The organism is Bosea sp. (in: a-proteobacteria), from assembly GCF_023953965.1.
Taxonomy (GTDB): domain Bacteria; phylum Pseudomonadota; class Alphaproteobacteria; order Rhizobiales; family Beijerinckiaceae; genus Allobosea.
Genome location: NZ_JAMLIX010000002.1, coordinates 1,251,794 through 1,276,351 on the forward strand (window position 1 = coordinate 1,251,794; position 24,558 = coordinate 1,276,351).

The 24,558-nt window shown below is 65.6% G+C and carries 19 protein-coding genes, 1 tRNA gene and 1 pseudogene; 3 read left to right on the forward strand and 18 right to left on the reverse strand.

All coding sequences use genetic code 11. The features are described 5' to 3' along the window. Nucleotides 1–105 precede the first annotated feature (105 nt). The 18 genes and pseudogenes from rpoB to M9917_RS21180 all read right to left on the reverse strand — a co-directional run bounded on the left by rpoB (nt 106) and on the right by M9917_RS21180 (nt 20,907). Nucleotides 106–4,227, reverse strand: a complete 4,122-nt coding sequence (rpoB, locus tag M9917_RS21095; protein WP_297256974.1) for a DNA-directed RNA polymerase subunit beta — start codon at nt 4,225–4,227, stop codon at nt 106–108. A gap of 287 nt (nt 4,228–4,514) precedes the next feature. Then, the gene (rplL, locus tag M9917_RS21100; RefSeq protein ID WP_297256975.1) at nt 4,515–4,895 is read right to left on the reverse strand and encodes a 50S ribosomal protein L7/L12; all 381 of its coding nucleotides are present in this window, start codon (nt 4,893–4,895) and stop codon (nt 4,515–4,517) included. Nucleotides 4,896–4,943: 48 nt separating this feature from the next. Continuing rightward, nucleotides 4,944–5,459, reverse strand: a complete 516-nt coding sequence (rplJ, locus tag M9917_RS21105) for a 50S ribosomal protein L10 (RefSeq protein ID WP_297256976.1) — start codon at nt 5,457–5,459, stop codon at nt 4,944–4,946. 512 nt (nt 5,460–5,971) lie between these two features. Next, nucleotides 5,972–6,670: a 50S ribosomal protein L1 gene (gene rplA / locus M9917_RS21110; RefSeq protein ID WP_297256977.1), complete on the reverse strand. Its 699-nt coding sequence runs from the start codon at nt 6,668–6,670 to the stop codon at nt 5,972–5,974. Between the two features lie 13 nt (nt 6,671–6,683). Beyond that, complete coding sequence (gene rplK, locus M9917_RS21115) at nt 6,684–7,115, reverse strand: 50S ribosomal protein L11 (RefSeq protein WP_297256978.1); 432 nt, start codon at nt 7,113–7,115, stop codon at nt 6,684–6,686. 200 nt (nt 7,116–7,315) lie between these two features. Further along, a complete protein-coding gene (locus tag M9917_RS21120; RefSeq protein ID WP_297256979.1) occupies nt 7,316–8,437 on the reverse strand; it encodes a baeRF11 domain-containing protein in 1,122 nt (373 codons plus the stop codon). A gap of 102 nt (nt 8,438–8,539) precedes the next feature. After that, nucleotides 8,540–9,073: a transcription termination/antitermination protein NusG gene (nusG, locus tag M9917_RS21125; protein WP_297256980.1), complete on the reverse strand. Its 534-nt coding sequence runs from the start codon at nt 9,071–9,073 to the stop codon at nt 8,540–8,542. A gap of 14 nt (nt 9,074–9,087) precedes the next feature. Next, nucleotides 9,088–9,282: a preprotein translocase subunit SecE gene (secE, locus tag M9917_RS21130; protein ID WP_297256981.1), complete on the reverse strand. Its 195-nt coding sequence runs from the start codon at nt 9,280–9,282 to the stop codon at nt 9,088–9,090. Between the two features lie 159 nt (nt 9,283–9,441). Continuing rightward, nucleotides 9,442–10,173 (reverse strand): class I SAM-dependent methyltransferase, encoded by a 732-nt coding sequence (locus tag M9917_RS21135; RefSeq protein ID WP_297256982.1) that lies wholly within the window; start codon nt 10,171–10,173, stop codon nt 9,442–9,444. Nucleotides 10,174–10,223: 50 nt separating this feature from the next. Next, nucleotides 10,224–10,299, reverse strand: a tRNA-Trp gene (locus M9917_RS21140). Between the two features lie 71 nt (nt 10,300–10,370). Next, a pseudogene (locus tag M9917_RS21145) lies at nt 10,371–11,153 on the reverse strand (enoyl-CoA hydratase/isomerase family protein). Between the two features lie 75 nt (nt 11,154–11,228). Continuing rightward, nucleotides 11,229–13,202 (reverse strand): hydantoinase B/oxoprolinase family protein, encoded by a 1,974-nt coding sequence (locus M9917_RS21150; protein WP_297256983.1) that lies wholly within the window; start codon nt 13,200–13,202, stop codon nt 11,229–11,231. 4 nt (nt 13,203–13,206) lie between these two features. Next, the gene (locus M9917_RS21155) at nt 13,207–15,264 is read right to left on the reverse strand and encodes a hydantoinase/oxoprolinase family protein (RefSeq protein WP_297256984.1); all 2,058 of its coding nucleotides are present in this window, start codon (nt 15,262–15,264) and stop codon (nt 13,207–13,209) included. Between the two features lie 62 nt (nt 15,265–15,326). Further along, nucleotides 15,327–16,325 carry an ABC transporter ATP-binding protein gene (locus tag M9917_RS21160; RefSeq protein WP_297256985.1) on the reverse strand — a complete coding sequence of 333 codons (999 nt, stop codon included), beginning with the start codon at nt 16,323–16,325 and terminating at the stop codon, nt 15,327–15,329. After that, on the reverse strand, nt 16,322–17,305 hold the full coding sequence (locus M9917_RS21165; RefSeq protein ID WP_297256986.1) for an ABC transporter ATP-binding protein: 984 nt from the start codon (nt 17,303–17,305) through the stop codon (nt 16,322–16,324). Before M9917_RS21165 ends, M9917_RS21160 begins: the two co-directional genes overlap by 4 nt. 2 nt (nt 17,306–17,307) lie before the next feature. Continuing rightward, nucleotides 17,308–18,222, reverse strand: a complete 915-nt coding sequence (locus M9917_RS21170; RefSeq protein WP_297256987.1) for an ABC transporter permease — start codon at nt 18,220–18,222, stop codon at nt 17,308–17,310. Between the two features lies 1 nt (nt 18,223). Continuing rightward, nucleotides 18,224–19,204, reverse strand: coding sequence for an ABC transporter permease (locus tag M9917_RS21175; RefSeq protein WP_297256988.1), 981 nt, complete (start codon nt 19,202–19,204; stop codon nt 18,224–18,226). Nucleotides 19,205–19,299: 95 nt separating this feature from the next. Continuing rightward, nucleotides 19,300–20,907 carry an ABC transporter substrate-binding protein gene (locus tag M9917_RS21180; RefSeq protein ID WP_297256989.1) on the reverse strand — a complete coding sequence of 536 codons (1,608 nt, stop codon included), beginning with the start codon at nt 20,905–20,907 and terminating at the stop codon, nt 19,300–19,302. A gap of 498 nt (nt 20,908–21,405) precedes the next feature. Here M9917_RS21180 and M9917_RS21185 point away from each other — a divergent pair, with 498 nt between their 5' ends. Genes M9917_RS21185 through M9917_RS21195 form a run of 3 tightly spaced genes read left to right on the forward strand, consistent with a single transcriptional unit; the run spans nt 21,406 to nt 24,513 of the window. Next, nucleotides 21,406–22,761, forward strand: coding sequence for an MmgE/PrpD family protein (locus M9917_RS21185; protein ID WP_297256990.1), 1,356 nt, complete (start codon nt 21,406–21,408; stop codon nt 22,759–22,761). Continuing rightward, nucleotides 22,745–23,707 carry a serine hydrolase gene (locus tag M9917_RS21190; protein WP_297256991.1) on the forward strand — a complete coding sequence of 321 codons (963 nt, stop codon included), beginning with the start codon at nt 22,745–22,747 and terminating at the stop codon, nt 23,705–23,707. Before M9917_RS21185 ends, M9917_RS21190 begins: the two co-directional genes overlap by 17 nt. Further along, a complete protein-coding gene (locus M9917_RS21195) occupies nt 23,704–24,513 on the forward strand; it encodes an enoyl-CoA hydratase/isomerase family protein (protein ID WP_297256992.1) in 810 nt (269 codons plus the stop codon). The genes M9917_RS21190 and M9917_RS21195 overlap by 4 nt, the downstream gene beginning before the upstream one ends. Nucleotides 24,514–24,558 lie beyond the last annotated feature (45 nt).

Sequence of the window (24,558 nt, forward strand, 5' to 3'; positions counted from 1 at the left end):
TCTGCCGGCGGCGTCAGTACCGCCGGCGCATGTCCAAGGCTTCGAACATGATCCGGAAAAGTGGGAACCGCTTTTCCGATAAGATCATGTCCAACGAGCCGCGGCTTATTCGGCCGCTTCGGCCGGCGGCAACTCGCCCGGCTTCACCTTGTTGTTGACCAGCTCGACATTGAGGCCGAGCGAACGCATCTCCTTGACGAGAACGTTGAAGCTCTCCGGGATGCCGGCCTCGAAATTGTCCTCGCCGCGCACGATCGACTCGTAGACCTTGGTGCGGCCGGCCACGTCGTCCGACTTCACCGTCAGCATCTCCTGCAGGGTATAGGCGGCGCCATAGGCTTCGAGCGCCCAGACCTCCATCTCGCCGAAGCGCTGGCCGCCGAACTGCGCCTTGCCGCCCAGCGGCTGCTGGGTGACGAGCGAGTACGGGCCGATCGAACGGGCATGGATCTTGTCGTCGACCAGGTGGTGCAGCTTGAGCATGTAGATGTAGCCCATCGTCACCTTGCGGTCGAAGGGCTCGCCGGTCCTGCCGTCGTACAGCGTGGACTGCCCCGACGAGTGCAGGCCCGCCTGCTCCAGCAGCCGCTCGATATCGGCCTCCTTGGCGCCGTTGAACACCGGCGTCGCGACGGGGACGCCGCGGCGCAGGTTCTGGCCCATCTCGACGAGCTCGTTCTCATCCATCGAGGCGATGATCTCATTGTCCTCGTAGACGGCGTCGAACTGGGCCTTCAGCGCCTTGAAGTCGTTCGACTTCTTGTAGGCGTCGAGCGCCTTGCCGATCTGCTTGCCGAGCCCCGCGGCCGCCCAGCCCAGATGCGTCTCCAGGATCTGGCCGACATTCATGCGCGAGGGCACGCCGAGCGGGTTCAGCACGATGTCGGCATGGGTGCCGTCCTCGAGGAAGGGCATGTCCTCCACCGGCACGATGCGCGAGACCACGCCCTTGTTGCCGTGGCGGCCGGCCATCTTGTCGCCCGGCTGGATCTTGCGCTTCACCGCGACGAAGACCTTGACCATCTTCATCACGCCCGGAGGCAGCTCGTCGCCGCGCTGCAGCTTCTCGACCTTGTCGAGGAAGCGCTGCTCGAGGCGCTTCTTCGATTCGTCGTACTGCTTGCGCATCGCCTCGATCTCGCTCATCAGCGAGTCCTCGGCGGTGGCGAACAGCCACCATTGCGAGCGCGGGAACTCGTTCATCACCTCGCGGGTGATGACCGTGTCCTTCCTGAAGCCCTTCGGGCCGGCAAGGCCGGTCTTGCCGGTCAGGATCTCGGCCAGACGCGCGAAGGTGTTGCGGTCGAGGATCGCCTGCTCGTCGTCGCGGTCCTTGGCGAGACGCTCGATCTCCTCGCGCTCGATCGCCTGGGCGCGCTCGTCCTTGTCGACGCCGTGGCGGTTGAAGACGCGGACCTCGACGATCGTGCCCTGGACGCCCGGCGGCACGCGCAGCGAGGTGTCGCGCACGTCGGACGCCTTCTCGCCGAAGATGGCGCGAAGCAGCTTCTCTTCCGGCGTCATCGGGCTTTCGCCCTTCGGCGTGATCTTGCCGACGAGGATGTCGCCCGCCGCCACTTCCGCGCCGATATAGACGATGCCGGCTTCGTCGAGGTTCTTCAGCGCCTCTTCCGAGACGTTCGGAATATCGCGCGTGATCTCCTCCGGGCCGAGCTTGGTGTCGCGGGCCATGACCTCGAACTCCTCGATATGGATCGAGGTGAAGACGTCCTGGGCCACGATGTTCTCGGAGAGAAGGATCGAGTCCTCGAAATTGTAGCCGTTCCACGGCATGAAGGCGACGAGCACGTTGCGGCCGAGCGCCAACTCGCCGAACTCGGTCGACGGGCCGTCCGCGACGATGTCGCCCTTCTTGATGATGTCGCCGACGCGCACCAGCGGACGCTGCGTGATGCAGGTCGACTGGTTGGAGCGCTGGAACTTCTGCAGCCGGTAGATGTCGACGCCGGGCTTGGTCGGGTCCATCTCGTCGGAGGCGCGGATGACGATACGGGTCGCGTCGACCTGGTCGACGACGCCGCCGCGGCGGGCCGCGATCGCGGCGCCCGAGTCACGGGCGACGACCGCTTCCATGCCGGTTCCGACGAAGGGCGCGTCGGCGCGCACCAGCGGCACCGCCTGGCGCTGCATGTTCGAGCCCATCAGCGCGCGGTTGGCGTCGTCGTTCTCGAGGAACGGGATCAGCGCCGCGGCGACCGAGACGAGCTGCTTCGGCGAGACGTCCTGGAAATCGACCTTGTCGACCGGGGTGACGACGACTTCGCCGGCGCGGCGGCAGACGACGAGATCGTCGGTCAGGCGGCCTTCCTTGTCGACGGCGGCGTTGGCCTGGGCGACGTTGTACTTCGCCTCCTCCATCGCCGAGAGATAGATCACCTCGTCGGTGACCTTGCCGTCGCGGATGCGCCGATAGGGGCTCTCGATGAAGCCGTACTTGTTCACCCGCGCGAAGGTGGCGAGCGAGTTGATCAGGCCGATATTCGGGCCTTCCGGCGTCTCGATCGGGCAGATGCGGCCATAATGCGTCGGGTGAACGTCGCGCACCTCGAAGCCGGCGCGCTCACGCGTGAGACCGCCCGGCCCGAGCGCCGAAAGGCGGCGCTTATGCGTGACTTCCGAGAGCGGGTTCGTCTGGTCCATGAACTGCGAGAGCTGCGACGAGCCGAAGAACTCGCGCACGGCGGCGGCCGCGGGCTTCGCGTTGATCAGGTCCTGCGGCATCACCGTGTCGATATCGACCGAGGACATCCGCTCCTTGATGGCGCGCTCCATGCGCAGCAGGCCCAGGCGATACTGGTTCTCCATCAGCTCGCCGACCGAGCGCACGCGGCGGTTGCCGAGATGGTCGATGTCGTCGATCTCGCCCTTGCCGTCGCGCAGGTCGACCAGCGCCTTGACGACCGCGAAGATGTCCTCCTTGCGCAGGATGCGCACGGTGTCCTCGGCGTCGAGGTCGAGGCGCATGTTCATCTTGACGCGGCCGACGGCCGAGAGGTCGTAGCGCTCGGCGTCGAAGAACAGCGACTGGAACATGTTCTCGGCGGTCTCGAGCGTCGGCGGCTCGCCCGGGCGCATCACGCGGTAGATGTCGAACAGGGCTTCCTCGCGGCGCGAGTTCTTGTCGACGGCGAGCGTGTTGCGGATATAGGGGCCGACATTGATGTGGTCGATGTCGAGCACCGGGACCTCGTCGAAGCCGTCGTCGGTGAGCTGCTTCAGCAGCTTCTCGTTGATCTCCTCGCCGGCCTCGGCGAAGATCTCGCCGGTCGCGGGGTTGACCAGGTCCTCGGCGATGTACTGGCCGTAGAGGTCCTCGTCCTGCGCGCGCAGGAACTTCAGGCCCTTCTCGGCGAGCTGGCGGGCGGTGCGGGCGACGAGCTTCTTGCCGGCCTCGACCACGACTTCGCCGGTATCGGCGTCGATCAGGTCGTCATTGGCCTTGAAGCCCTTCATCCGCTCCGCGTCGTAGGGAACGCGCCAGCCCTTGTCGTCCTTGGTGTAGGTGATGTGGTTGTAGAAGCGGCTGAGGATCTCCTCGCCGTCCATGCCGAGCGCGAACAGGAGCGACGTCACCGGAATCTTGCGCTTCCGGTCGATGCGGGCATAGACGATGTCCTTGGCGTCGAACTCGATGTCGAGCCAGGAGCCGCGATAGGGGATGATGCGCGCGGCGAAGAGCAGCTTGCCCGAGGAATGGGTCTTGCCCTTGTCGTGGTCGAAGAACACGCCCGGCGAACGGTGCATCTGCGAGACGATGACGCGCTCGGTGCCGTTGACGATGAAGGTGCCGTTGTCGGTCATGAGCGGCATGTCGCCCATGTAGACGTCCTGCTCCTTGATGTCCTTGACCGACTTCGCCTGGGTATCGGGGTCGATATCGAACACGATCAGGCGCAGCGTCACCTTGAGCGGCGCCGAGAAGGTCATGCCGCGCTGGCGGCACTCGTCGACGTCGTATTTCGGCGGCTCGAAGGTGTATTTGACGAATTCCAGCAGCGAGGCGCCGGAGAAGTCGCCGATCGGGAAGACCGACTTGAAGACGGATTGCAGGCCCTCGTCGGCGCGGCCGCCCACGGGCTCGTCGACCATCAGGAACTGGTCGTAGGACGCCTTCTGAACCTCGATGAGGTTCGGCATCTGCGCCACTTCCTTGAGCTTGCCGAAGAACTTGCGGACGCGCCTGCGGCCCTGGAGCGAATTGACCATCGTTGTTCCTCGCATTCTCTGGACCTCGGCGCGTGGCGGCCACGCTCCGGAAGGTCCCGACCTCTCCGTGCGGAGCCGGTTCCGGGGCCAATGGGCTTAAAGCCCGGCCATCGGTTCCGGTTCCATGGACGGCTCACCCGGCGGTCCGTGGGCGCGGCCTCTCAGGCCGCCGGGTGAGCCGTTCCGCGCCAGCTTGCGCGGAAACGACGCGACAGCCCCGGAGGCGGAGAACCGCCCCGGGACTGTCGATCTTGGCTAGGGTCGGACCGGCATCAGCCGGCCCGGGCTCACTTGAGCTCGACCTTGGCGCCGACGGCCTCGAGCTGCTTCTTGAGCTTCTCGGCCTCGTCCTTGCCGACCGACTCCTTGACCGGCTTCGGCGCGCCCTCGACCAGGTCCTTGGCTTCCTTGAGGCCGAGACCGGTGATGGCGCGGACTTCCTTGATCACCTCGATCTTCTTGTCGCCGGCGGCGGCGAGCACGACGGTGAACTCGGTCTGCTCCTCGGCAGCCGGGGCGGCAGCGCCACCGGCAGCCGGGCCGGCCGCGACGGCGACGGCGGCGGCGGCGGAGACGCCCCACTTCTCTTCGAGCATCTTGGCGAGGTCGGCGGCCTCGAGAACGGTGAGCGACGACAGCTCGTCGACGAGCTTGGCGAGATCGGCCATGATTTAACTTCCTGTCTTAGAGGTTCGAACGATTGAGGTTGCTGGCTCTCAGGCCGCATTCTTGTCGGCATAGGCCTGAACCACGCGTGCCAGCTTGCCGGCGGGCGCGTTCGTGAGCTGCGCGAGCTTGGTAGCCGGGGCCTGGATAAGGCCGATGAGCTTGGCGCGCATGTCATCGAGCGAGGGCATCGTGGCCAGGGCCTTGACGCCGTCGGGGTTCAGGGCGGTCTTGCCCATCGCGCCGCCGAGGATGACGAGCTTGTCGTTCTCCTTGGCGAAGGCGGTGGCGACCTTCGGCGCCGCGACCGGATCGTTTGAATAAGCGATCAGGGTGGGACCCGTCAGCAGGTTGCTGATGGACGCGACGTCGGTGCCTTCAAGAGCGATCTTGGCCAAGCGGTTCTTTGCGACTTTGACGGTGGCGCCATTGGCCTTCATCTCGCGACGAAGCTTCTGGAACTGGGCCACGGTCAAGCCCGCATAGTGGGCCACGACGACGACCGACGTGTTCGCAAACACACCGTTCAGCGACGCGACGGCATCTTTTTTTGCCGCTTTATCCACTGGGCTCTCTCCGGTAGGCGACAAGCTTTGAAGGCTCGCCGCCGGTTGCAAATGCCGCTCTCCGGAACCCCGGTTGACACCGGCGCCCCGCACAGCGACGCTTGGTGCCCTGTCCCCGCTCCCGAGCCCGTGAAGGCCGCGACCGGGCGAGATGGTTCGAACCTCTTTTCCGGATCTCGCGATCCGGAAGCTTGAGCTCTTGCACCGTCTATGCAGGTCTCTTGACGAAATTATGCCCCCGGACGAATCCGAAGCGCACCTGCAGTCTCAGACAGGACTTCGGGTGATTCTCGCCCGAAAGATCGCTCTTCCTGGCCCGAAACACCCATTTCTCGGTGAAAATCCACCGAAAACGCGAACGGACCCCCTCGTGCCGAGCACGCTGGAGCCCTGTCACTCATGGAAACAGGCGTGCGTATAGCGCCTTCGCCTGCTCCTGCCAAGTAGGCTCTTGACAGAATGAAATCAAGAGCGGGAGGCGGCCGGCGATCCGGCCGCCCTCCTCGAGCGCATCAGCCGCCGATGACGGTGTTCGGCTCGATCTTGACGCCCGGCCCCATGGTCGAGGACAACGCGACGCGCTGGATATAGGTGCCCTTGGCGCCGGCGGGCTTCGCCTTGGCGACCGAGTCGACGAAGGCCTTGATGTTCTCCGAGAGCTTCTCGGCCGAGAACGAGGCCTTGCCGACCGCCGCATGGACGATGCCGGCCTTCTCGACGCGGAACTCGACCGAGCCGCCCTTCGAGGCGGCCACCGCCGCGGTCACGTCCATGGTGACGGTGCCGACGCGCGGATTCGGCATCAGGCCGCGCGGCCCGAGCACCTTGCCGAGGCGGCCGACCAGACCCATCATGTCCGGGGTCGCGATGCAGCGGTCGAAGTTGATCTCGCCCTTCTGGACGGTCTCGACCAGTTCCTCGGCGCCGACGACGTCGGCACCGGCCGCCTTGGCCTCGTCCGCCTTGGCCCCACGGGCGAAGACGGCGACGCGCAGCGTGCGGCCCGACCCGTTCGGCAGGTTGCAGACGCCGCGGACCATCTGGTCGGCGTGGCGCGGATCGACGCCGAGATTCATCGCGATCTCGACGGTCTCGTCGAACTTCGCGCTGGCGCGCTCCTTGACGAGCGTGACCGCCTGATCGAGCGGATAGAGCTTGGTGCGGTCGATGCCTTCACGGCCCTTGACGACGCGCTTTCCCACATGTGCCATTGTCAGCCTCCCCTCAGCCCACGACGTCCAGGCCCATCGAGCGGGCCGAGCCACGGATCATGGTCGAAGCCGCTTCGACGCTGTCGCAGTTGAGATCGGCCATCTTCTTCTCGGCGATCTCGTTGATCTGCGCGGCGGTGACCTTGCCGGCATGGCCGCCGCGGCCGGGCGTCTTCGAGCCGGAGGTGAGGCCGGCGGCCTTCTTCAGCCAGTAGGACACCGGCGGCTGCTTCATCTCGAAGGTGAAGGAGCGGTCCTGATACGCGGTGATGATCACCGGGATCGGCATGCCCTTCTCCATCTGCTGGGTCTTCGCGTTGAAGGCCTTGCAGAATTCCATGATGTTGAGGCCGCGCTGACCGAGCGCGGGACCGATCGGCGGCGACGGATTGGCCGCGCCCGCCGGAACCTGAAGCTTCACGTAGCCCGTGATCTTCTTCGCCATGATGGCTGCTCCTGCCGTCCGCTCCGCTGCCTTTCGGAACGACGACGCCCCTGCCCGCGACGCTCTTCAGCCGGGGGCCGGGGTGGTTGCAGTGCGTGGTGCGGCGCCTGTGATCCGGCTGGCGACCGGCACGCCTCCCACGCGGTTGAGGCGTGCCCTATGACATAAGGCGACGCCGAAGGGAAGCCCGGACGGAAGCGTCAGAGCGGATAGCGCAGGATCGCGGCGAGCTCGCCGCCGCCCGGAATCTCGCCGCGGCGGGCGGCGACGACGCGGGCGCCGGAGCGCATGGCCCGGCGCACGATCTCGTCGACGACACCGTAATTCACCGCATCGGCCGCAGCCGCGAAGGTCACCGCGCCGTCCTCGTCGGCCACGGTGCCCGGAACCGTGGAATCCATGTCGAAGATCAGGGTCTCGACCGCACCGAACGTCGCCGCCCGCGCAGCCTGGGCGACGTCGCCGGTGGCGCGGCCCTGCGAAGCGCGCTGGCCGTAGAGATCGGCCAGGGCGGCAAGATCGGCCGCATAGAGCGAATCGAGCACCTTGCGCGCCGCGGCCGCGATCTCGTGATCGGGCGTATGGTCGGCGCTGCCGGCGATCACCTCCCCGGCCAGATGCGGATAGCTGCAGACATTCTTGAAGATCGAGGCCAGCGGCTCGGCCGCGGCGACGATCAGCGGGCGCTCGCCGCCGCTCAGCACCGGCCGCAACGCCTTGTCGACGGCACGGGCGAAGCGCGTCAGCGAGTTGTGCTCGCTCGAGCCCTCGCTGCTCATCATGTCGCCGGTACGGCTGCCATGCATGCTGCGCCCGAGCACCTGGCCGGCATCGCGCGGCAGATCGGGCACCTTGACCGGATGCGGCGGCAGATCGGGCGAAACCTCGACCAGACGCACATTGCCGGCGCCGATCGCCAGCACATAGGCGTGATGCGGGAAGGTGACTGAGCGGATCAACGGCTTCAGATGGAAGCGGTCCGAGACCTCGACGAGATCGCCGAGATGGTTCGGCAGGCGATAGGTCAGCACGCCGGCTTCATTGGCGAAGATCGCCAGGCTGTTGGCCTGCTCCGCCCAGAAATCCTCGTCGTCGACCAGCGCCCCGATGCCCTCGGCCAGCGGCGCGATCGTGCGCTTGGCGATACCGGCCTGCTCCATCTCGGCAACGGCCTGGCCGAGCAGGTTCTTCAGCGTGATCCGCTCGGCCTTGGTATCCTGCGTGACCGGCGTCGTGCGCATGTAGATCGAGACGGCGGGGCTTCCGTTCCAGCCGGCGAGCTTCTCGATGTCGGCCCTGGTCGGCAGGTCGATATGCAGCATTCAGGTCTCCTATGGGGATGGCGGGGCCACCCGGCCCATTGGGGTGTTAACAGGGGCGAGCGCGGCTCGAACTGATCGAGATCAAAGCCGAACGCCGGTTGCTCAGAGCTTCTCGACCTGCCCGTATTCGAGCTCGACCGGCGTGGCGCGGCCGAAGATCGAGACCGCGACCTTGAGGCGGGCGCGGGCATGGTCGACATCCTCGACGACGCCGTTGAAGGAGGCGAACGGCCCGTCCGCGACCTTGACCTGCTCGCCGACCTCGAAAACGATCGTGGGCTTGGGCCGCTCGATGCCCTCGGCGACCTGGCCCTTGATCCGCATCGCCTCATGCTCGGGGATCGGCATCGGCTTGGCCTTGTCGGCGCCCAGGAAGCCGGTGACCTTCGGCGTGTTCTTGATCAGGTGGTAGACCTCGTCGGTCATCTCGCACTTCACCAGCACGTAGCCGGGGAAGAACTTGCGCTCGGTATCGACCTTGCGGCCGCGGCGAACCTCGACGACCTTCTCGGTCGGCACCAGAACCTCCTCGAACTTGTCGGCGAGGTTGCGCTGCGCGGCCTGGTCGCGGATCGACTGGGCGACCTTGTTCTCGAAGTTCGAATAGGCGTGGACGATGTACCAGCGGGTGCTCACGTGCGTAATTCCGTTTAACGGGCGCCGAGGATGAGGCCGAGCACCCAGCGGATGACGGTGTCGGTGAAGAGGAAGAACAGGCTGGAGAGCACGATCATGGCGAGCACGAGGCCCGTGGTGATCAATGTCTCGCGGCGCGAAGGCCAGGTGACCTTGGAGCCCTCGGAGCGCACTTCCTGCAGGAACTGGAAGGGATTGGATTTCGCCATGGACCACCTCGGGTTCCGAGCCGGCCCGCGATCTGCCGCGGGCCCGATTCGGCCGTCCTGAAACATTCGCGGCGCGGAACCCGGGGAGGGTCGCGCGCCGTCATCGCATGCCTCTTACATCGCTTGGCGCCGTTAGCCAAGAGCCTTGTCGGTTATCCGTCAGCTCCGCGCCGCCGCGATCAGCAGGAAGAAGGGCCGTTCCCGCTCCCTCGTCCAGGCAGGCTCGGCGGTGACCTGCTCCGGGCTCGGCGCCCATTCGACCAGCCTGTCCAGCCTGAAGCCCGCCCCCAGCAGCAGATCGAGATGGGTCGCGACGGCGCGGTGGCGCTTGACCACGCCCTCGGTGAGCCAGTTGCTGACCCGCCTGCCCTCGTCGAGATAGCCGTTGACCGGCCATGCCGCCCGGCCGTCCGCGTCGGTGAGCCATTCCTGCCGCGTGGGCGCGGTCATGATCGGATGCTCGACCGAGCAAACCAGCGCCCCGCCCGGCTTCAGAGCCGCATGGACCTGCCCGAAGAGCCCGGCGAGATCCTCGATATAGTGGAAGGCGAGCGAGCTGTAGGCGAGATCGAAGGCATCCGCGGGCGGGGTATAACGTTCGAGATCGGCGCGCTCGTAGCTGACGCGGGAATCGTCCGTCTCGCGTTGCGCCCGTTCCAGCATTTTCTCGGAGACGTCAACGCCAAGGACGCTCGCAGCCCCCTCGCCCGCCGCAAAGCGGCAGAACCAGCCGAAGCCGCAGCCGAGATCGAGCACCTTCCTGCCGGCGAGCTGCGGCAGCATTCCGCGCAGCACCGGCCATTCCGGCGCCCCGTCCAGCCCGTGGATCGAGCGCGGCAGCCGGCTGTAGCCCGCAAAGAAGGTCTCGTCGTCGTAGATGTTCTGGGTCATGAGGCGCCTTGCCAGCCGGCCCGGAGCGCATCGGCCGCCAGAAAGGCGGCTGGCAGGGGCAGCAGGGCTCGAACCCGCGACCTGCGGTTTTGGAGACCGCCGCTCTACCAACTGAGCTATACCCCTGCAGGTGGGCGTGATGTGCCCCAAGGCGCAACGCATTTCAAGTCGAAATCGCGCCTCGCATCGGCGTCGTCTCAGGACGGGCCATTTTTGCCGCGGGCGCGACTGCTCAGGAAGCGCTCCATCATGCGTCCCGGCTCGCCCGTCCCATAAGCCTCGCGGTGGATGCGGACAGCCGCGTCGATCGCCTGGCGGAAGGCCGGTTCGGTCATCTCGCGCAGCCATGCCTTGGTGAGCCGCATCGCGATCGGAGGCTTGGCGGCGAGCTGAGCGGCCAGCGCCAGCGCTTCCTCCAGAACCTTGCCCTCCGGGGCGATCCGGCTGAGCAGGCCGATGTCGAACGCCTCCTGCGCGCCCATCATCCGCCCCGTGAGGGCCAGATCGGTCGTCCGCGCAATGCCGAGGATCTCGCGCATGATCCATGGACCCGTGACGCTGGCGATACCGGAATTGATCTCCGGCTGCCCCATGGTGACGCCGGCGTGCCCGACACGCAGATCGCCGAGCAGCGCGACCTGAAAGGCCGAGCCGGCCGCGACGCCGTTGAGCGCCATCACCAGCGGCTTCGAAAGAGAACGGATCAGGCCATAGAGCAGGTCCCATTCCTCGATCCATTCTTCGGCCCGGTCAGGATCGAATGTCTTGGTTTCATTGAGATCCTACCCGGCGCTGAAGGCCCTGTCGCCGGCGCCGGTGATCACGATCGCGCCGATGTCCGGATCAGCCTCGGCCTTGGCCAGCGCCTCGATCAGCATGGCCCGCATCGGGGCATGCCACGCATTCAGGACTTTCGGCCGATTCAGCGTGATGAGCGATATCCCCTGACGGCTTTCCTGAAGGACGAACGCAGATTCCATGACGACTCCGACAAGATTTAATGATAGATTAAATTAGATAACATCCAGGTAATTAGGCGCTATCAGATGATTATTTCAATGCCTATAGCTGTCATTTCTATACCTACCCAGAAGTTCCGTCAGAATCTCCGGCTTCACGGGCTGGCCGCTCCTCCTGACCTCCTCACAAACGCGAGAGACCAGCAGATGCCGCCTGCGTGGATGTTCCTTCAACGCTTCTTCTGCAAGGGATGCGCGAAGTGACGGAGGCCAGAGCCGATCCTGCGCATCTCTTTCCGCTCCCCAGACAAATCCCTGCGACGGCTTGCCCTCCCGGCTTCGACGCATCCGAAGCGCCGCCGTCGCCGCTTCGTCGAGCCGTCCGTCTTCATCGGTGACGATGCCGTATGAGTTGGAGGCCTCTTCAGCCGTCAGGAGCCCGCCGCGCATGTCCGCCATCACGGAGGCCGCGTCGCGGGCGAGAGGATCGCCAAACCCTCCCCCCGCGGAGGAGGTGATGCGAAGGACATCCCCCGTCTCCATCACATGCACCGTGATCTTGCCGATCGAGCGCTCCCGGTCCGTCCCCGGATTGGCCAGAACCTCGGTCAGACAGCCCGCCTGCCCGCCATCCACGCCCCATGGGCGAAAATGAAACCGGTTCAGGCCGCGCACCGTGATCGTGGCCCTGGGCCCGGTATTCTCGAATTCGATGGAGATCGCAGCCCCTCCCCGCCACTTGCCGGCGCCCTGGGAATCGGGAACCAGCCGATAGGAGCGTATCCGCAGGAAGGTCTCGACCTCGATGAACTCCGCCGGGATGTTCTTCAACGTGCCGTAACGGACATCCGTGGCATCGACGCCGTCCCGGCCGTTTCGCCCGCCCCCGCCGCCGCAGATCGGGTTGACCACGTTCACGCGGTTGTGGCCGGTGCGGCGATCGGGCTGGCCGACCACGATGATCCCGAGCATCCCGGCGCCGGCCGCCCCGATGCCACCCGGGACCGCCTGGTCGAGGCAGCCGATAATGGTGTCGAACACCCGGTTGTTGCTCGCCACCCGGGCGCCGCCCGCCGCCGGAAATTCCGCGTTCAGGATGGTGCCTTTCGGTGTCCTGGTCTTGATCGGCCGCAGGATACCGGTGTTGCGCGGCGTCGTCGGCTCCACCGTCAGGACATAGGACACCATCGCCTGGACGAGCTGGGAATGCGTTCGCGATCCGCTGGTGAGGTTGTAGGCGGCGGGGATCTGGGGGTCGGTCCCCCGGAAATCGAAGGTGACCTCGTCGCCCTCGACGGTCATCTCGCAATTGATCAGGGAGAACTCGCCGTCCTCTATCCCCTCGAGATAGTCCGGAAACCTGTAGACCCCGTCGGGGATGCCCTTGATCACCGAGCGGGCCTTTTCCTCCGCGAAGGACAGGACATCGTCCATCCCCGCGCGCACGGCATCCTGGCCATAGCGCCTGCAGAGCTGGACCATGCGTCTTTCCATCCCTACCAGCGAGCCGAGCATCGCCTTGAGATCGCCCCACATCTCCTCGGGGATCCGGCTGTTGTCGAGATAGATGTCCCGGATATCCTCGTTCAGCACGCCGGCCCTGTAGAGCTTCATCGGCCTCACCCGCAGGCCTTCCTGGAAAACCTCGGTGAAGTGGGGGGAAATGCTTCCCGGCACTGCGCCGCCCACATCGGTCGCGTGAACGAAGGCCCATCCGAACGCGATCAGCCTGCCTTCGACAAAGATCGGCCGGATCAGCGTTATGTCCATGATATGCGTCAGCAATCCTTCCGTGCTGAAAGGATCGTTGGTGATCACGCAGTCCCCTTCCTGCCATTCCTCCTGCCTGAACATCGACAGGGTCTTCTGAAGGGGCGCGCCGATGATCGATGTGACGCCCGATTGCAGCGGATAGGCGAACATCTCTCCGTCCAGGGTCGCCATGGCGCATTGATAATCCTGCACCACCTTGACGAAGGTCGTCTTGGCCGTCCTGTACAGGGTGGTCGACGCTTCCTCGACGATCGCGTTGAAGCGGTTGGACAGGATCGCAGCTCTCATCTCATCCATGTTCTCAGCCCTTGACCGACATGACGATGACGCCCGATTCCCGCATCCGGGCCGTGAACGACGAGGGGACCACGATCGTCGTGTCGGACTGTTCGATGATGGCCGGCCCCTGAACCTCCTCGCCGGGATCCAGATCTGCGTAGTTCCGGATCCGGGTGGGCCCGGCCTGCCCGTCGCCCCAATCGACATGACGCATCCGCCCGGCCCCCGACGGCGGCGCGGCGTTCTGCCTAGGCGGAGGGCGGAAATCATGCTGCGGCATCGCCAGCACGCCGCGAATGCGCACGCGCAGCTCCGTGAACTGCACGGAGGCCTCCGGCTCGGAATGGCCGTAAAGGCGGTCATGCTCGGCATGAAACGCCCGTCGGACATTCGCCAGATCACCGGCGCGGACGTCCTTCTCGTCGAGCATCACGTCGATCTGGAACGACTGGCCCTCATAGGCCATCTCCGCCCAGTACTCGAAGAGCGTCCCGGATATCTGGTCGGGAGAGGTCTGGGCGGAAAGCCAAGCTTCGGCTTCGCCGACGAGCTTGTCATAGAGATCGACCAGCGTGTCGCGCACCACCGGAACGCCGCGGACGCTGGTGATCGTGTCGTGCACCAGGTTGGAGACCAGCCCGCCAAAGGCGCAGAAGACCGAGGGCAGGCTCGGGATCAGGATGCGCTTGACGCCGATCTCCTCGGCAAGCAGGGGTCCATGGAGAGCACCGCCTCCACCGAACAGGACGAGCGTGGCATCCTCGGGATCGACCCCGTATCGCGCCAGATAGGGAAGGACGCCGGCGACCATGTTCGAGGTCGCCACCGTGATGCAGGCCTCGGCCGCCTGCGTGACACCGAGGCGAAGCGCCGCTGCCAGAGGCCGCATGGCGGCCTCGGCCGCGGATCGGTCGAGCTTCATCCGGCCTCCCAGGAAGCTCTCCGGATCGAGATAATTGCAGATGAGATAGGCATCCGTGAGCGTGGGTTGCGTGCCGCCCCTGCCGAAGCAGGCGGGGCCCGGATAGGCGCCGGCGCTTCTCGGGCCCATCCTCAGGACGCCGCTGTCCAGCCAGGCGATCGAGCCGCCGCCGGCTCCGATCGCCTCGATGCCGGTGACCGGCATGATCAGCGGAAAATCGCCGACCTCGGCATTGTTCGAGACGGTCGGGCGATCGTTCTGGATCAGCGACACATCCGTGCTGGTCCCGCCCATGTCCAGCGTCAGCAGCTTCTCGTCGCTGACCGAGCGGCCGACGAACTGCGCGGCGGTAACGCCCGATGCGGGCCCCGACAGCAGCGTGTGCACGGGAAAGGCGGCGGCCTCCTGCGCCGACATCGCCCCGCCGTTCGAGCGCATGATGAACAGGCGCTGCCCATCGAGCCTGGCCGACAGATACCGGTCGATCGAGGTCAGATAGGCATCCATCCGTTCCTTGACATAGGCATTGAGCACGGCAACGGTCGCGCGCTCGTATTCGCCCATGCGCGGCCAGATTTCGGAGGAAATCGTGACATCCATCGCCGGAAAGCGGGCGCGGATCATCTCGCGCGCGCGCTTTTCGTGGCTGTCGTTGCGAAAGCTGTGGTGGAATGCGATCGCGATCCCCGTGGCTCCGGCCGCGATGGCTTCGCCCGCGGCGGCAAGCACGTCCGCCTCGTCGATCGGGAGCAGGATCGACCCGTCATGCAGGGTCCGCTCCTTGATCTCCTTGACGAAGTTCCTTTCCACGAGAGGCTTTATTCTCGTCTCCAGCATGTTCAGCGCGTTCCGGAGGCGCAGCCTCTGCACCTCCAGGACGTCCTTGAACCCTGCCGTCACCAGCAGGGCTATCGGGGGGCCGGAACGCTCGATGACCTGATTGGTGCTGACCGTCGTGCCATGCACGACGATCACGGTCTCCCCGGGCTCGGGAGCGATGGTTTCGAGGATGCGCTCGACCCCGGTCTTGAAGGCCTCGTCGAAATGGGGCGGCGTGGACGGCACCTTGAAGGTGAGGAGATGCGCATGCCCGCCGCGATCGTTCCACACCGCGAAATCGGTGAACGTCCCGCCTATGTCGATGCCGATCCTGATCATGATGAGCCTTTATCCTTACTTCGATCTGGCCCGCCTGCCTTCGGTGGGCCGAAAATCGCCGGCTACGCCGTTCCCCCGTCATCGATGTGGCAAGCCACGGCGCGCGCGCCCGTCCGTTGCAGCCGGGGGATCTCGCGTGAGCAGCGCGGGCCGGCCAACGGGCAGCGGGTATGGAAATGGCAACCGGGCGGCGGCTGCATCGGCGAGGGGATTTCGCCCTTGATCGGCTGGAAGCGGCGCTTTTCCATCGACAGGCGCGGCACCTCGTCGAGCAGCGCCCGCGTATAGGGATGCAGCGGGGCGGCGAACAGCTCCCCGGTCGGCGCAACCTCGACCACGCGGCCGAGATAGAGGATCACGACCCGGTCCGAAATATGCTCGACGACCCCGAGATCATGGCTGATGAACAGGTAGCTCAGGTCGAGCTCGCGGCGCAGGCGCATGAACAGGTTCAAGACCTGGGCCTGGATCGACACGTCGAGCGCGGCGATGGATTCGTCGCAGATCAGGAACCGGGGATTGACGGCGAGCGCACGCGCAATGACGACGCGCTGCCGCTGCCCGCCCGAAAACTGATGCGGATAGCGGTCGCGCACGGACGGGTCGAGCCCCACGCGCGTCAGCATCTCGTCGACGAAGCCATCGACCTCGGCCCGCCGGATGAGCCCGTGATAGAGGGGTGCTTCGGCGATGCAGTCGCGGATGCGCATGCGCGGGTTCAGCAAGGACATCGGGTCCTGGAAGATCATCTGGATCTGGAGCGCGGCTGATTTCGCCGACCGCCCGGGCTGCGTGATATCGGCGCCGTCGAACGCGATCTGCCCCGAGCTGGGCGCCAGGAGGCCGGCGATCATGCGCCCGATCGTGGACTTGCCCGAGCCGGATTCGCCGACCAGCCCCACGACCTCGCCCTGCGCGATGTCCATGCTGACATCATCGACCGCGTGAACGGTCGACGGCGCGGCGGCCAGCCCGATGCGGACGGCGAATGCCTCGGCCGCATCCTGCTGGACCGTGAAACGCTTCGTCAGGTTCCTGACCGAGACCAGCGGATGCCTCATGCGCCGGCCCCGGCGCCCGGGTCGAGCGGATGGAAGCATCGCGCGCTCTGCCCGGAACGAAGCTCCCGCATGGGCGGCACGGCCAGGCAGGCCTCGGAAGCGCGAAAGCAGCGCGGGCGGAAGGCGCATCCCTCGGGCAGGTCGAGGATCGAGGGCGCCATGCCCGGTATCTGCCTGAGGTCGGCGCCGCGCCTGTTGCGGCTCGGGATCGAATCGATCAGGCCGCTGGTATAGGGATGCATCGGCCGGGACACGACCTGCGGCGCGGGTCCCTGTTCCACGATCTTGCCCGCATACATCACGGCGAGCGTGTCGGCCAGGCTGGAGACGACGCTGAGATCATGCGTGATCCAGATCATCGCCGTGCCGGACTGGTCGGCGAGCTTCTGCACCTCGAACAGGATCTGCGCCTGGATGGTCACGTCGAGCGCCGTCGTGGGCTCGTCCGCGATGATGAGGTCGGGATCGTGCAGGAGCGCGATCGCGATCGCCACCCGCTGGCGCATGCCGCCCGAGAACTGGTGCGGATAGGCCTCCAGCCGTTCATCGGGAGAGGGAATGCCGACACGGGCCAGCGCCTGGCGGCAACGCTCCCGCGCGGCGGCCCTGGAGATGCTCTCGTGAGCCTGCACGGCCTCGATCATCTGGGTCGAGATCTTCAGCACCGGGTTCAGGGTCATCATCGGATCCTGGAAGATCATCGCGATGTGCCGGCCGCGGATCTTCTGCCAGTCGCGCTCGGAACAATTGGCAAGGTCCCGGCCGCGATACAGGATGCGGCCGCCGGCGATCCGGCCGGGCGGATCAATCAGGTTGAGGATCGAGAAGCCGGTCGCCGACTTTCCCGACCCGCTCTCGCCGACCAGCCCCAGCACCTCGCCGCGCTCGACGGTAAAGCTGACCCCATCCACGGCCCGGACGGTGCCGAGACTCGTGAAAAAATGCGTCTTCAGGTCCTGGACCTCGAGAATCCGGCTCATGGTCAACGCCTCAGCCGAGGGTTGAGCACATCGCGAAGCTGGTCGCCCACGAGGTTGATGGTGACGATCGTCACCAGAAGCGCGATGCCCGGATAGACGCTGACCCAATAGACGCCCGACAGCATGTAGGAGTAGCCGTTGGCGATCAGAAGGCCGAGCGACGGCTCCGTCACCGGCACGCCGACGCCGAGGAAGGACAGGGTCGCCTCCAGCGCGATCGCCTGCGCAACCAGCATGGTCGCCACGACGATCAATGGCGGCAGGCAGTTCGGCAGCAGATGGCGAAACATCACCCGCGCATGGCCGAGACCCAGTCCGCGCGCGGCGGCGATGTAGTCGCGCTGGCGCTCGACCAGGGCGGAGCCGCGCACGGTGCGCGCGTAATAGGCCCATTGCGCGATGACGAGCGCGATCACCACCTTGTCGACGCCCTTGCCGAGGATCGCCAGCAGGATCAGCGCCACGAGGATCGCGGGAAAGGACAATTGCAGGTCGACGATGCGCATGATCGTCGTGTCGGTCCTGCCGCCGAAATAGGCCGCGGCGATGCCGAGCGCCATGCCCATGGCGAGCGCCAGGCAGGTCGCCAGGCCCGCCACGACCAGCGAGGTGCGCAGCCCGAAGAAGATCGCCGACAGCATGTCGCGGCCCTGGTTGTCGGTGCCGAGCCAATAGGTCAGGCCCGACATGCTCTGGGATCCGGGCGGCAGGTTGTTGTCCATGATGTCGAGCCCGGCGAGGTCGTAGGGGTTTTGCGGCGCGATCCACGGCGCGAGGATCGCGGCCCCCACGATCAGCGCGATGACGACGAGGCTGAGCACCGCCAGCCGGCTCGCGACGAATTCGCGCAAGGCCGCGCGAAGCGGGCTGACCGCCCGAACGGGTCTTTTCGCAGCGTCGAGGGCGGTATTCGTCATCTCACTGCGCGCCCCGCTGCATCAGCCGGACACGAGGGTCGAGCGCCGAATAAAGCAGGTCCACCAGGAAATTGATGATGACGAAGATGACGACGATCAGCATCAGATAGGCCACGATCACCGGCCGATCGAGCCGGTTGATCGAGTCGATCAAAAGCTTGCCCATGCCCGGCCAGGAGAACACCGTCTCGGTGATGACGGCAAAGGCGATCATCGAGCCCAGTTCGAGCCCCAGGACGGTCACGATCGGAATCATGATGTTCTTGAGCACATGGACCGTCACGAGACGGCTTCTGGAAAGGCCCTTGGCGCGCGCGAACTTGATGTAGTCCTGCATCATCACCTCCCTGGTGCCGGCGCGCGCCAGCCGGATCACCAGCGCCATCTTGAAAAGCGCCAGGTTGATCGAGGGCAGGACCATGTATTTCAGCCCCTCGAGCGACAGGAAGCTGACCCGTATCCCAAAAAGTTCCGTGGTGGGGCCGCGCCCGCCCGAGGGCAGCCAGCCGAGATAGACCCCGAAGATCAGGATCAGCATCAGCCCCTGCCAGAAATTCGGCAGCGAAAAGCCCAGGATGGAACCGGCCATGATGGAGCGGCCCCCGATCGAGTCCGGATAGAGGCCGGCCAGCACGCCGAGCGGCACGCCGATGACGATGGCGAGCAGCAGGGCGAGCAATGCCAGCTCCATCGTCGCGGGCAGGCGTTGCAGGATCACGCTCATCGCGCTGTCGCCGAACACGAAGGAATTGCCGAAATCGCCGCGCAGCAGGTTCCCGAAATAGCTGAAGAACTGCTCCCAGAGCGGCCGGTCCAGCCCGAGGCGCGCGATCGTCTGCAGCCGGTCGTTCTCGGTCGCGTCGGGGCTGATCAGGATGTCGATCGGGTTGCCGATGGCGTAGACGCCCACGAAGACGAGGGCGGCCATCGCGATAACGGCAAGCAGGCTCTGCCCCAATCGTCGCAGGAAATACGCTGCCACTTCAGTGCTCCGGCGGCAAAACCCGATGGAAGGAAAGCGCTGCCCGGCCCGCTCCGACTACCGAGGCAGCGCCTTGCCATCGCGAAACGTCGAGCTCAGTTCGACGATGTGACCATGAAGCCCAGCGTATGCTGATCGATGCGCGGCTCATATTTGAGGCCGGGCTTCAACGCCCAGGACGACAGCTCGAAATGCAGCGGGATGATCCCATGATCATCCATGGCCAATGCGGATGCCTTCTGCAGCAGCTTCTCGCGCCTGGCATCGTCGACGGTGGCCAGCGCGGTCAGCAAGGTCTTGTCCACCTCGGGGTTGGAGTAGCGGAAATAATTGGTCGCGCCCAGGCCGCGGGAGGCATCGCGGGTGGTCATCAGGGTGCGCAGCGGCATCGACATCTCACCCGTCGTCACGACGAGGCCGAGCAGATACGCCGAATATTTGAATGCGTTGCGGTCGGTGAGGAAGGTCGTGAAAGTTTTCGCGTCCACCTCCGTGCGCACGCCCACGCGGGACCACATCTGGGCGACCGCCTGTATGATCTGGCCGTCGTTGACATAGCGGTCGTTCGGGCCGCCCAGGACGATCCGGAAGCCGTTCGGATAGCCAGCCTCGGCCAGGAGCGCGCGGGCACGGTCGGGGTTGAAGGAAACCGCCCCCCGCGATTCCTCGGCGCCGAACAAGGGCCAAGGCAGGAGCTGCCCCGCAGGTTCGGACTGGCCCCGCATCAGACGGTCGCGGATCGCCCCGCGATCGATCGCGATGGACAGGGCTTCGCGCACCCGCGCGTCCTGCAAGGGGTTCTTGTCGCCGGCGATGCCGGGTGTCGGGGCCGGGCCCTGATCGAGCGCGATGAAGATCACCCGGCTCGACAGGCCCGACGAGATGGTGAAGCCGGCGCCATTGATCTTGTCGAGGTCCTGCGTCGGCGGGTTCTCGATCAGATCGACTTCTCCGGCCAGAAGGGCTGCGACGCGCGCGCCCGCATTGGTCAGCGGACGAAAGACCAAGGTTTCCCACTTCGGCGCCGTGCCCCAGTATTTGGGATTGCGCTCCAGCTTGATCGTCTCGCCGCGGGCGAAGCTCACGAGACGGTAGGGACCGGCGCCGATCGCGAAGCCGGGATTGCCGAAGGCCGTCGAGACCGGCGGCTTTCCAAAGCCTTCACACCCCTTGGTGTTGAAGGTGATCTGCTTTTCACCGCCGGAGGCCGAGGCGGACAAGATGCCGATATTGGACAGGTTCGCGGGCAAAAGCGGCGTCGGCTCCTTGGTCGAGACCAGCAGGACATGATCGCTCTCGGCCTTCATGCCGGTGATGGCGCTGGTGAACTGCGTGAAGGGCGACGGCGATTCAGGCACCTGCGGCACCCGGCAGATCGTGTAGATCACGTCGCGGGCGGTGAAAGCTTCGCCATTGGAGAAGGTCACCCCCTGCCGCAAGGTGATGCGCCAGGTCGTATCGTCGACCGGCTCCCATTTGGTGGCGAGGCCCGGCATCAGCCTGGACTGCGCATCGCGCTCCATCAGCGGCGGGAAGATGTGCTGGGTGAGGGAATTATTCGGAGTGAGATTGACGAAATGCGGGTCCATCGAGGTCGGCTCGGCGGCAAGCCCGATCGTGAGCGTCTGAGCGGAGGCCATGCCCATCGAGGATATGACGGCGAGACTTGCGGATAGAAGACCGGCTCCAATGCGTCTGTACATTTCTTCCTCCCTGATGATCGACATGAGGCCCCACGCCTCCATCGGCCGTTAAAATCAAAGGGCGCGGCAATCGGCAGGCTTCGTTCGGCGGCCTGTGCGGAAATGTGCTTATGCGCGACCTGCGGCGTCGGCACCCGGACAGGTCTCGTGACAGCGGCAGCCACGACTGGAAAACAGGTGGTCGAGCATAGGGGCCGCATGAGTTTTTATTGAATTGCAATTATCAACATTGCGATTTGAACATTCAAACGCGAACACTGTCAAGCTGCCATTGCCTGCACAGTCGCCGTGGCCGCCACTTGACAGGCGAAAAATTTGGCATCTAACTATCAATTATTAAAATCGTATATCGATTAAATCTTGGACTCGCTTGCTGATTTCCAGGCATGGCCGTGCCGTTGTTCGCTCCAGCCGAAGCCCAAGCAGCGAGAGTTGAAGGCACCCCCGCGGAGATCAGGACCACGCGCCAGCCGAGCCGCCACGTTTTGCGAGCGAACCATGTACCCTCATGCCGACCTCATCCACTATGCCGCAGCCCTGCCTTACGATGCGATTCCGCCCGACGTCCTTGCGGAGGCCAGGCGCATGGTGCTCGACACGATCGGCTGCATCATTGCCGCGAGGGCGACGGACTGCGCGCCGGCGATCGAGGCGGCAGCGGGTTTCCTCTCGCCCGGCATCGCCGCCGATTCCTATCTTTATGCGCGTCTGGCCGATCTCATGGATTTCAATGAGGGCTATGGCGGCGCGCATTTTGGCTGCGGCGCGGTGGCGGTGGCGCTGGCACTCGCCAGCACAAGGCGCATAAGCGGACAGGACTTCATGGCCGCCGTGGTATCGGGCTTCGAGACCGGTGCCCGTGTCATGGATGCGATCGGCCCCTATCTTGCCGTCATCGACGGGAAGAAGCAGTTTTCCCGCGTGTGGGGCATCGCCACGCCGGTCGTCTACGCGGCGGTCGCGGCGGCGACCCGCCTCATGAACCTGCAGGGCACCACCGCTGTGGAAGCCTTCAGCCTCGCCGGCGCAAACTCGCCTATCCCTGCCGGCGCAAAATGGTCCCAGGCCGTGGCGCTGCCCAATACCAAATATTGCGACGCGGGCTGGGCGACGCTGACCGGGGTCATGGGCGCTCTTTTCGCCGAAACGGGCTCGACGGGATTGACCGATCTCCTCGACGACGAGAACGGCCTTCTGACCATGATCGGCGCCGCCAATCCGTCGCCGGCCGCGCTCTCTGCCGATCTGGGCCAGCAGTGGAGGCTGCGCGCGGTCATCTACAAGCGGTGGCCATGCTGCGGGCTCCTCGACGACGCAATGACCCTGACGCACGAGTTGCTCCTCCGCCATGATCTCGACGCCGATTCCATAGCGGGCGTCAGCGTGCGGGCCGACCCGTCGATCCTGGTCCAACGCTTTGCCAACCCCAAACCCCGCACGCAGGTCAGCCTCCAATTCAGCATGCCGCACAATCTGGCCATGCTGATGGCCCGCATTCCTCCCGGCCCGATGTGGCAATCAGCGGCGCTGGCGGCCGAGCCCCGCATCGCCAGGCTGCGGCAGATCGTTTCCATCGAGGCGCATCGGCCGTCGGCGGCAGATCCGGAAGGCGCCTGCTCCGTCGAGATCCGCACGGCTGAAGGCCGCTCTTTCGGGAAGCGGGCGGTCAAGCGGGAGGCTCCCCGGGCCAACGACGCCGATATCATCGCGAAATTCCGCTCGCTGGTGGCTGCCCCCCATGCCGACGAGATCATCCGGCGGATCATGGCGATCGACGGGGCCGGCGCGCTGGAGAGCCTGCTCGCCGCGCTGCGACAGGCGAAATCCGGAGGAAGCCATGCGGGCCAATCTTGAAGCGGAGATCCGGCGCATCGCCTCTTCCTCCGAAGGGGAGGTCGGCGTGGCGGCGCGCCACATGGAAAGCGGGCGCTCCTTCACGATCAACGACGACCGGATCTATCCGCTGGCCAGCACCGTGAAGCTCGCCCTCGCCCTCGCCATCCTCGACGCTGTCGATCGCGGAGACTTGTCGCTCCAGCGGATGGTGGATGTCGAAACGCAGGAGATGAACCCGTCGGAGATCGCCGGCATCGGCGACCTGTTCTTCCGCCCCGGCGTCTCGCTTTCGATCCGCAACCTTCTCGAGGGCATGATCACCCGAAGCTGCAACACCTCGACGGACGTGCTTTTCCGCGTCGCGGGCGGGCCGAAGGCGGTCGCCCACTATCTGAAACGCCTCGGCGTTACGGATTTCGAATGCACGCGCACCATGCGTGAGGCGCTTTGCATATTGCATGAACTGCCATTGCCGCCGGACGATGTGTCGGTCGTCCAGTATCTGGCCGGCCAGCCGCAACATGTGCTCGATGCCCGCAACCGCACCAACGCGGCGTTCCACCACGACCGGCGCGACCAGGCCCGGCCCTCAGCCATGCTCGAGCTGCTGCGGCGTATCTGGGAAGCCGATGGCGTGAGCGAGGCAGCCCGCCGGGCCCTGCTCGAGATCATGTCGAGAACCGTCACCGCCGTCGATCGCGTGCAAGCCCGGCTGCCCTTCGGCATCCCCTTCGCCAGCAAGGGAGGAAGCGGGGCAGGAACGGCCGTGGATGTCGGCTATCTGACATTGCCGCCAGGACAGGGCACGGTGGCGCTGGCCATATTCGTCAAGGCCTCGCCGCTCGACATGGCGTCACGCAACAGGATCATCGCCGACATCGCGCGGCTGATCGCCGACTATTTCATCATCACCTCCGAACGGCACCCGCCTCCCCCCGGCCAGGAGCGGGAGGGACGGTCATGAAGCCGGCTTCGGCACGTTTCGGAGACAACGGCGAGATCCTGCTCGACCGGATCCGGGAGCACGTGGCGCTCATAACGATCAACCGCCCCGAAAAGCGCAATGCCTGCAACCAGCAGGCTTGGCGCGGGCTTCGCACCGCGCTGGCTGCGGCGGGGGCAGCCCACGCGGCCCGGCTCACCATCCTGACCGGAGCGGGAGGGCATTTCTCCGCGGGCGACGATGTCAAGGACGCCGCCGCCGCGCGCCGTGACCCGACGCGCGAGGAGGCCTATTCCCGTGACATCCAGCTTGCTTTCGGCGCCCTCACCGAGGCGCCCTTTCCGGTGATAGCCGCAATCTCCGGCTACTGCATCGGGGGCGGGTTGAGCCTGGCTATGTGCTGCGATTTTCGCATCGGGGCCAAGACGGCCGAATTCGGCATTCCCGCATCCAGGCTCGGCGTCACCTATCCGCCCGCGCAATGTTCGCGCCTGATGACGCTGGTCGGCCTGAGCCGTGCCCGTTCCATGCTGTTCAGCAGTGAGCGCATCGATGCCGCGACGGGCCTTTCAAGCGGCCTTCTCGACGGCCTGGCGGAAGCCGATCCCGTGGAGGCGGCCCTGTCCTTCGGCTCGGGCATGATCGACAAGGCGCCGCTCAGCATCCATGCCAGCAAACGCATCTTCCAGGCGCTCGCCATCGGTGATCTTGCCGGCCATGCGGCCGAGATCGCCGCGCTGATGCGCAAGGCCGAGACCAGCGAAGACCTCCAGGAAGGCACCCGCGCCTTCCTCGAAAAGCGCAAGCCGACATTCAAGGGACGGTGAGATCGCCGCCTCGTCACGCCCGGCAGCATGAAACGCTGCAACCAC

What these genes read in the sequence shown, in the direction of transcription:
- M9917_RS21150 (WP_297256983.1), bottom strand. Translation starts at nt 13,202, where the DNA reads ATGGATGAGATGAGAGCTGCGATCCTGTCCAACCGCTTCAACGCGATC.
- rpoB (WP_297256974.1), bottom strand. Translation starts at nt 4,227, where the DNA reads ATGGTCAATTCGCTCCAGGGCCGCAGGCGCGTCCGCAAGTTCTTCGGC.
- M9917_RS21180 (WP_297256989.1), bottom strand. Translation starts at nt 20,907, where the DNA reads ATGTACAGACGCATTGGAGCCGGTCTTCTATCCGCAAGTCTCGCCGTC.
- M9917_RS21185 (WP_297256990.1), top strand. Translation starts at nt 21,406, where the DNA reads ATGTACCCTCATGCCGACCTCATCCACTATGCCGCAGCCCTGCCTTAC.
- M9917_RS21160 (WP_297256985.1), bottom strand. Translation starts at nt 16,325, where the DNA reads ATGAGGCATCCGCTGGTCTCGGTCAGGAACCTGACGAAGCGTTTCACG.
- M9917_RS21165 (WP_297256986.1), bottom strand. Translation starts at nt 17,305, where the DNA reads ATGAGCCGGATTCTCGAGGTCCAGGACCTGAAGACGCATTTTTTCACG.
- M9917_RS21190 (WP_297256991.1), top strand. Translation starts at nt 22,745, where the DNA reads ATGCGGGCCAATCTTGAAGCGGAGATCCGGCGCATCGCCTCTTCCTCC.
- M9917_RS21155 (WP_297256984.1), bottom strand. Translation starts at nt 15,264, where the DNA reads ATGATCAGGATCGGCATCGACATAGGCGGGACGTTCACCGATTTCGCG.
- rplK (WP_297256978.1), bottom strand. Translation starts at nt 7,115, where the DNA reads ATGGCGAAGAAGATCACGGGCTACGTGAAGCTTCAGGTTCCGGCGGGC.
- M9917_RS21195 (WP_297256992.1), top strand. Translation starts at nt 23,704, where the DNA reads ATGAAGCCGGCTTCGGCACGTTTCGGAGACAACGGCGAGATCCTGCTC.
- M9917_RS21135 (WP_297256982.1), bottom strand. Translation starts at nt 10,173, where the DNA reads ATGACCCAGAACATCTACGACGACGAGACCTTCTTTGCGGGCTACAGC.
- rplA (WP_297256977.1), bottom strand. Translation starts at nt 6,670, where the DNA reads ATGGCACATGTGGGAAAGCGCGTCGTCAAGGGCCGTGAAGGCATCGAC.
- secE (WP_297256981.1), bottom strand. Translation starts at nt 9,282, where the DNA reads ATGGCGAAATCCAATCCCTTCCAGTTCCTGCAGGAAGTGCGCTCCGAG.
- M9917_RS21120 (WP_297256979.1), bottom strand. Translation starts at nt 8,437, where the DNA reads ATGCTGCATATCGACCTGCCGACCAGGGCCGACATCGAGAAGCTCGCC.
- M9917_RS21170 (WP_297256987.1), bottom strand. Translation starts at nt 18,222, where the DNA reads ATGACGAATACCGCCCTCGACGCTGCGAAAAGACCCGTTCGGGCGGTC.
- rplL (WP_297256975.1), bottom strand. Translation starts at nt 4,895, where the DNA reads ATGGCCGATCTCGCCAAGCTCGTCGACGAGCTGTCGTCGCTCACCGTT.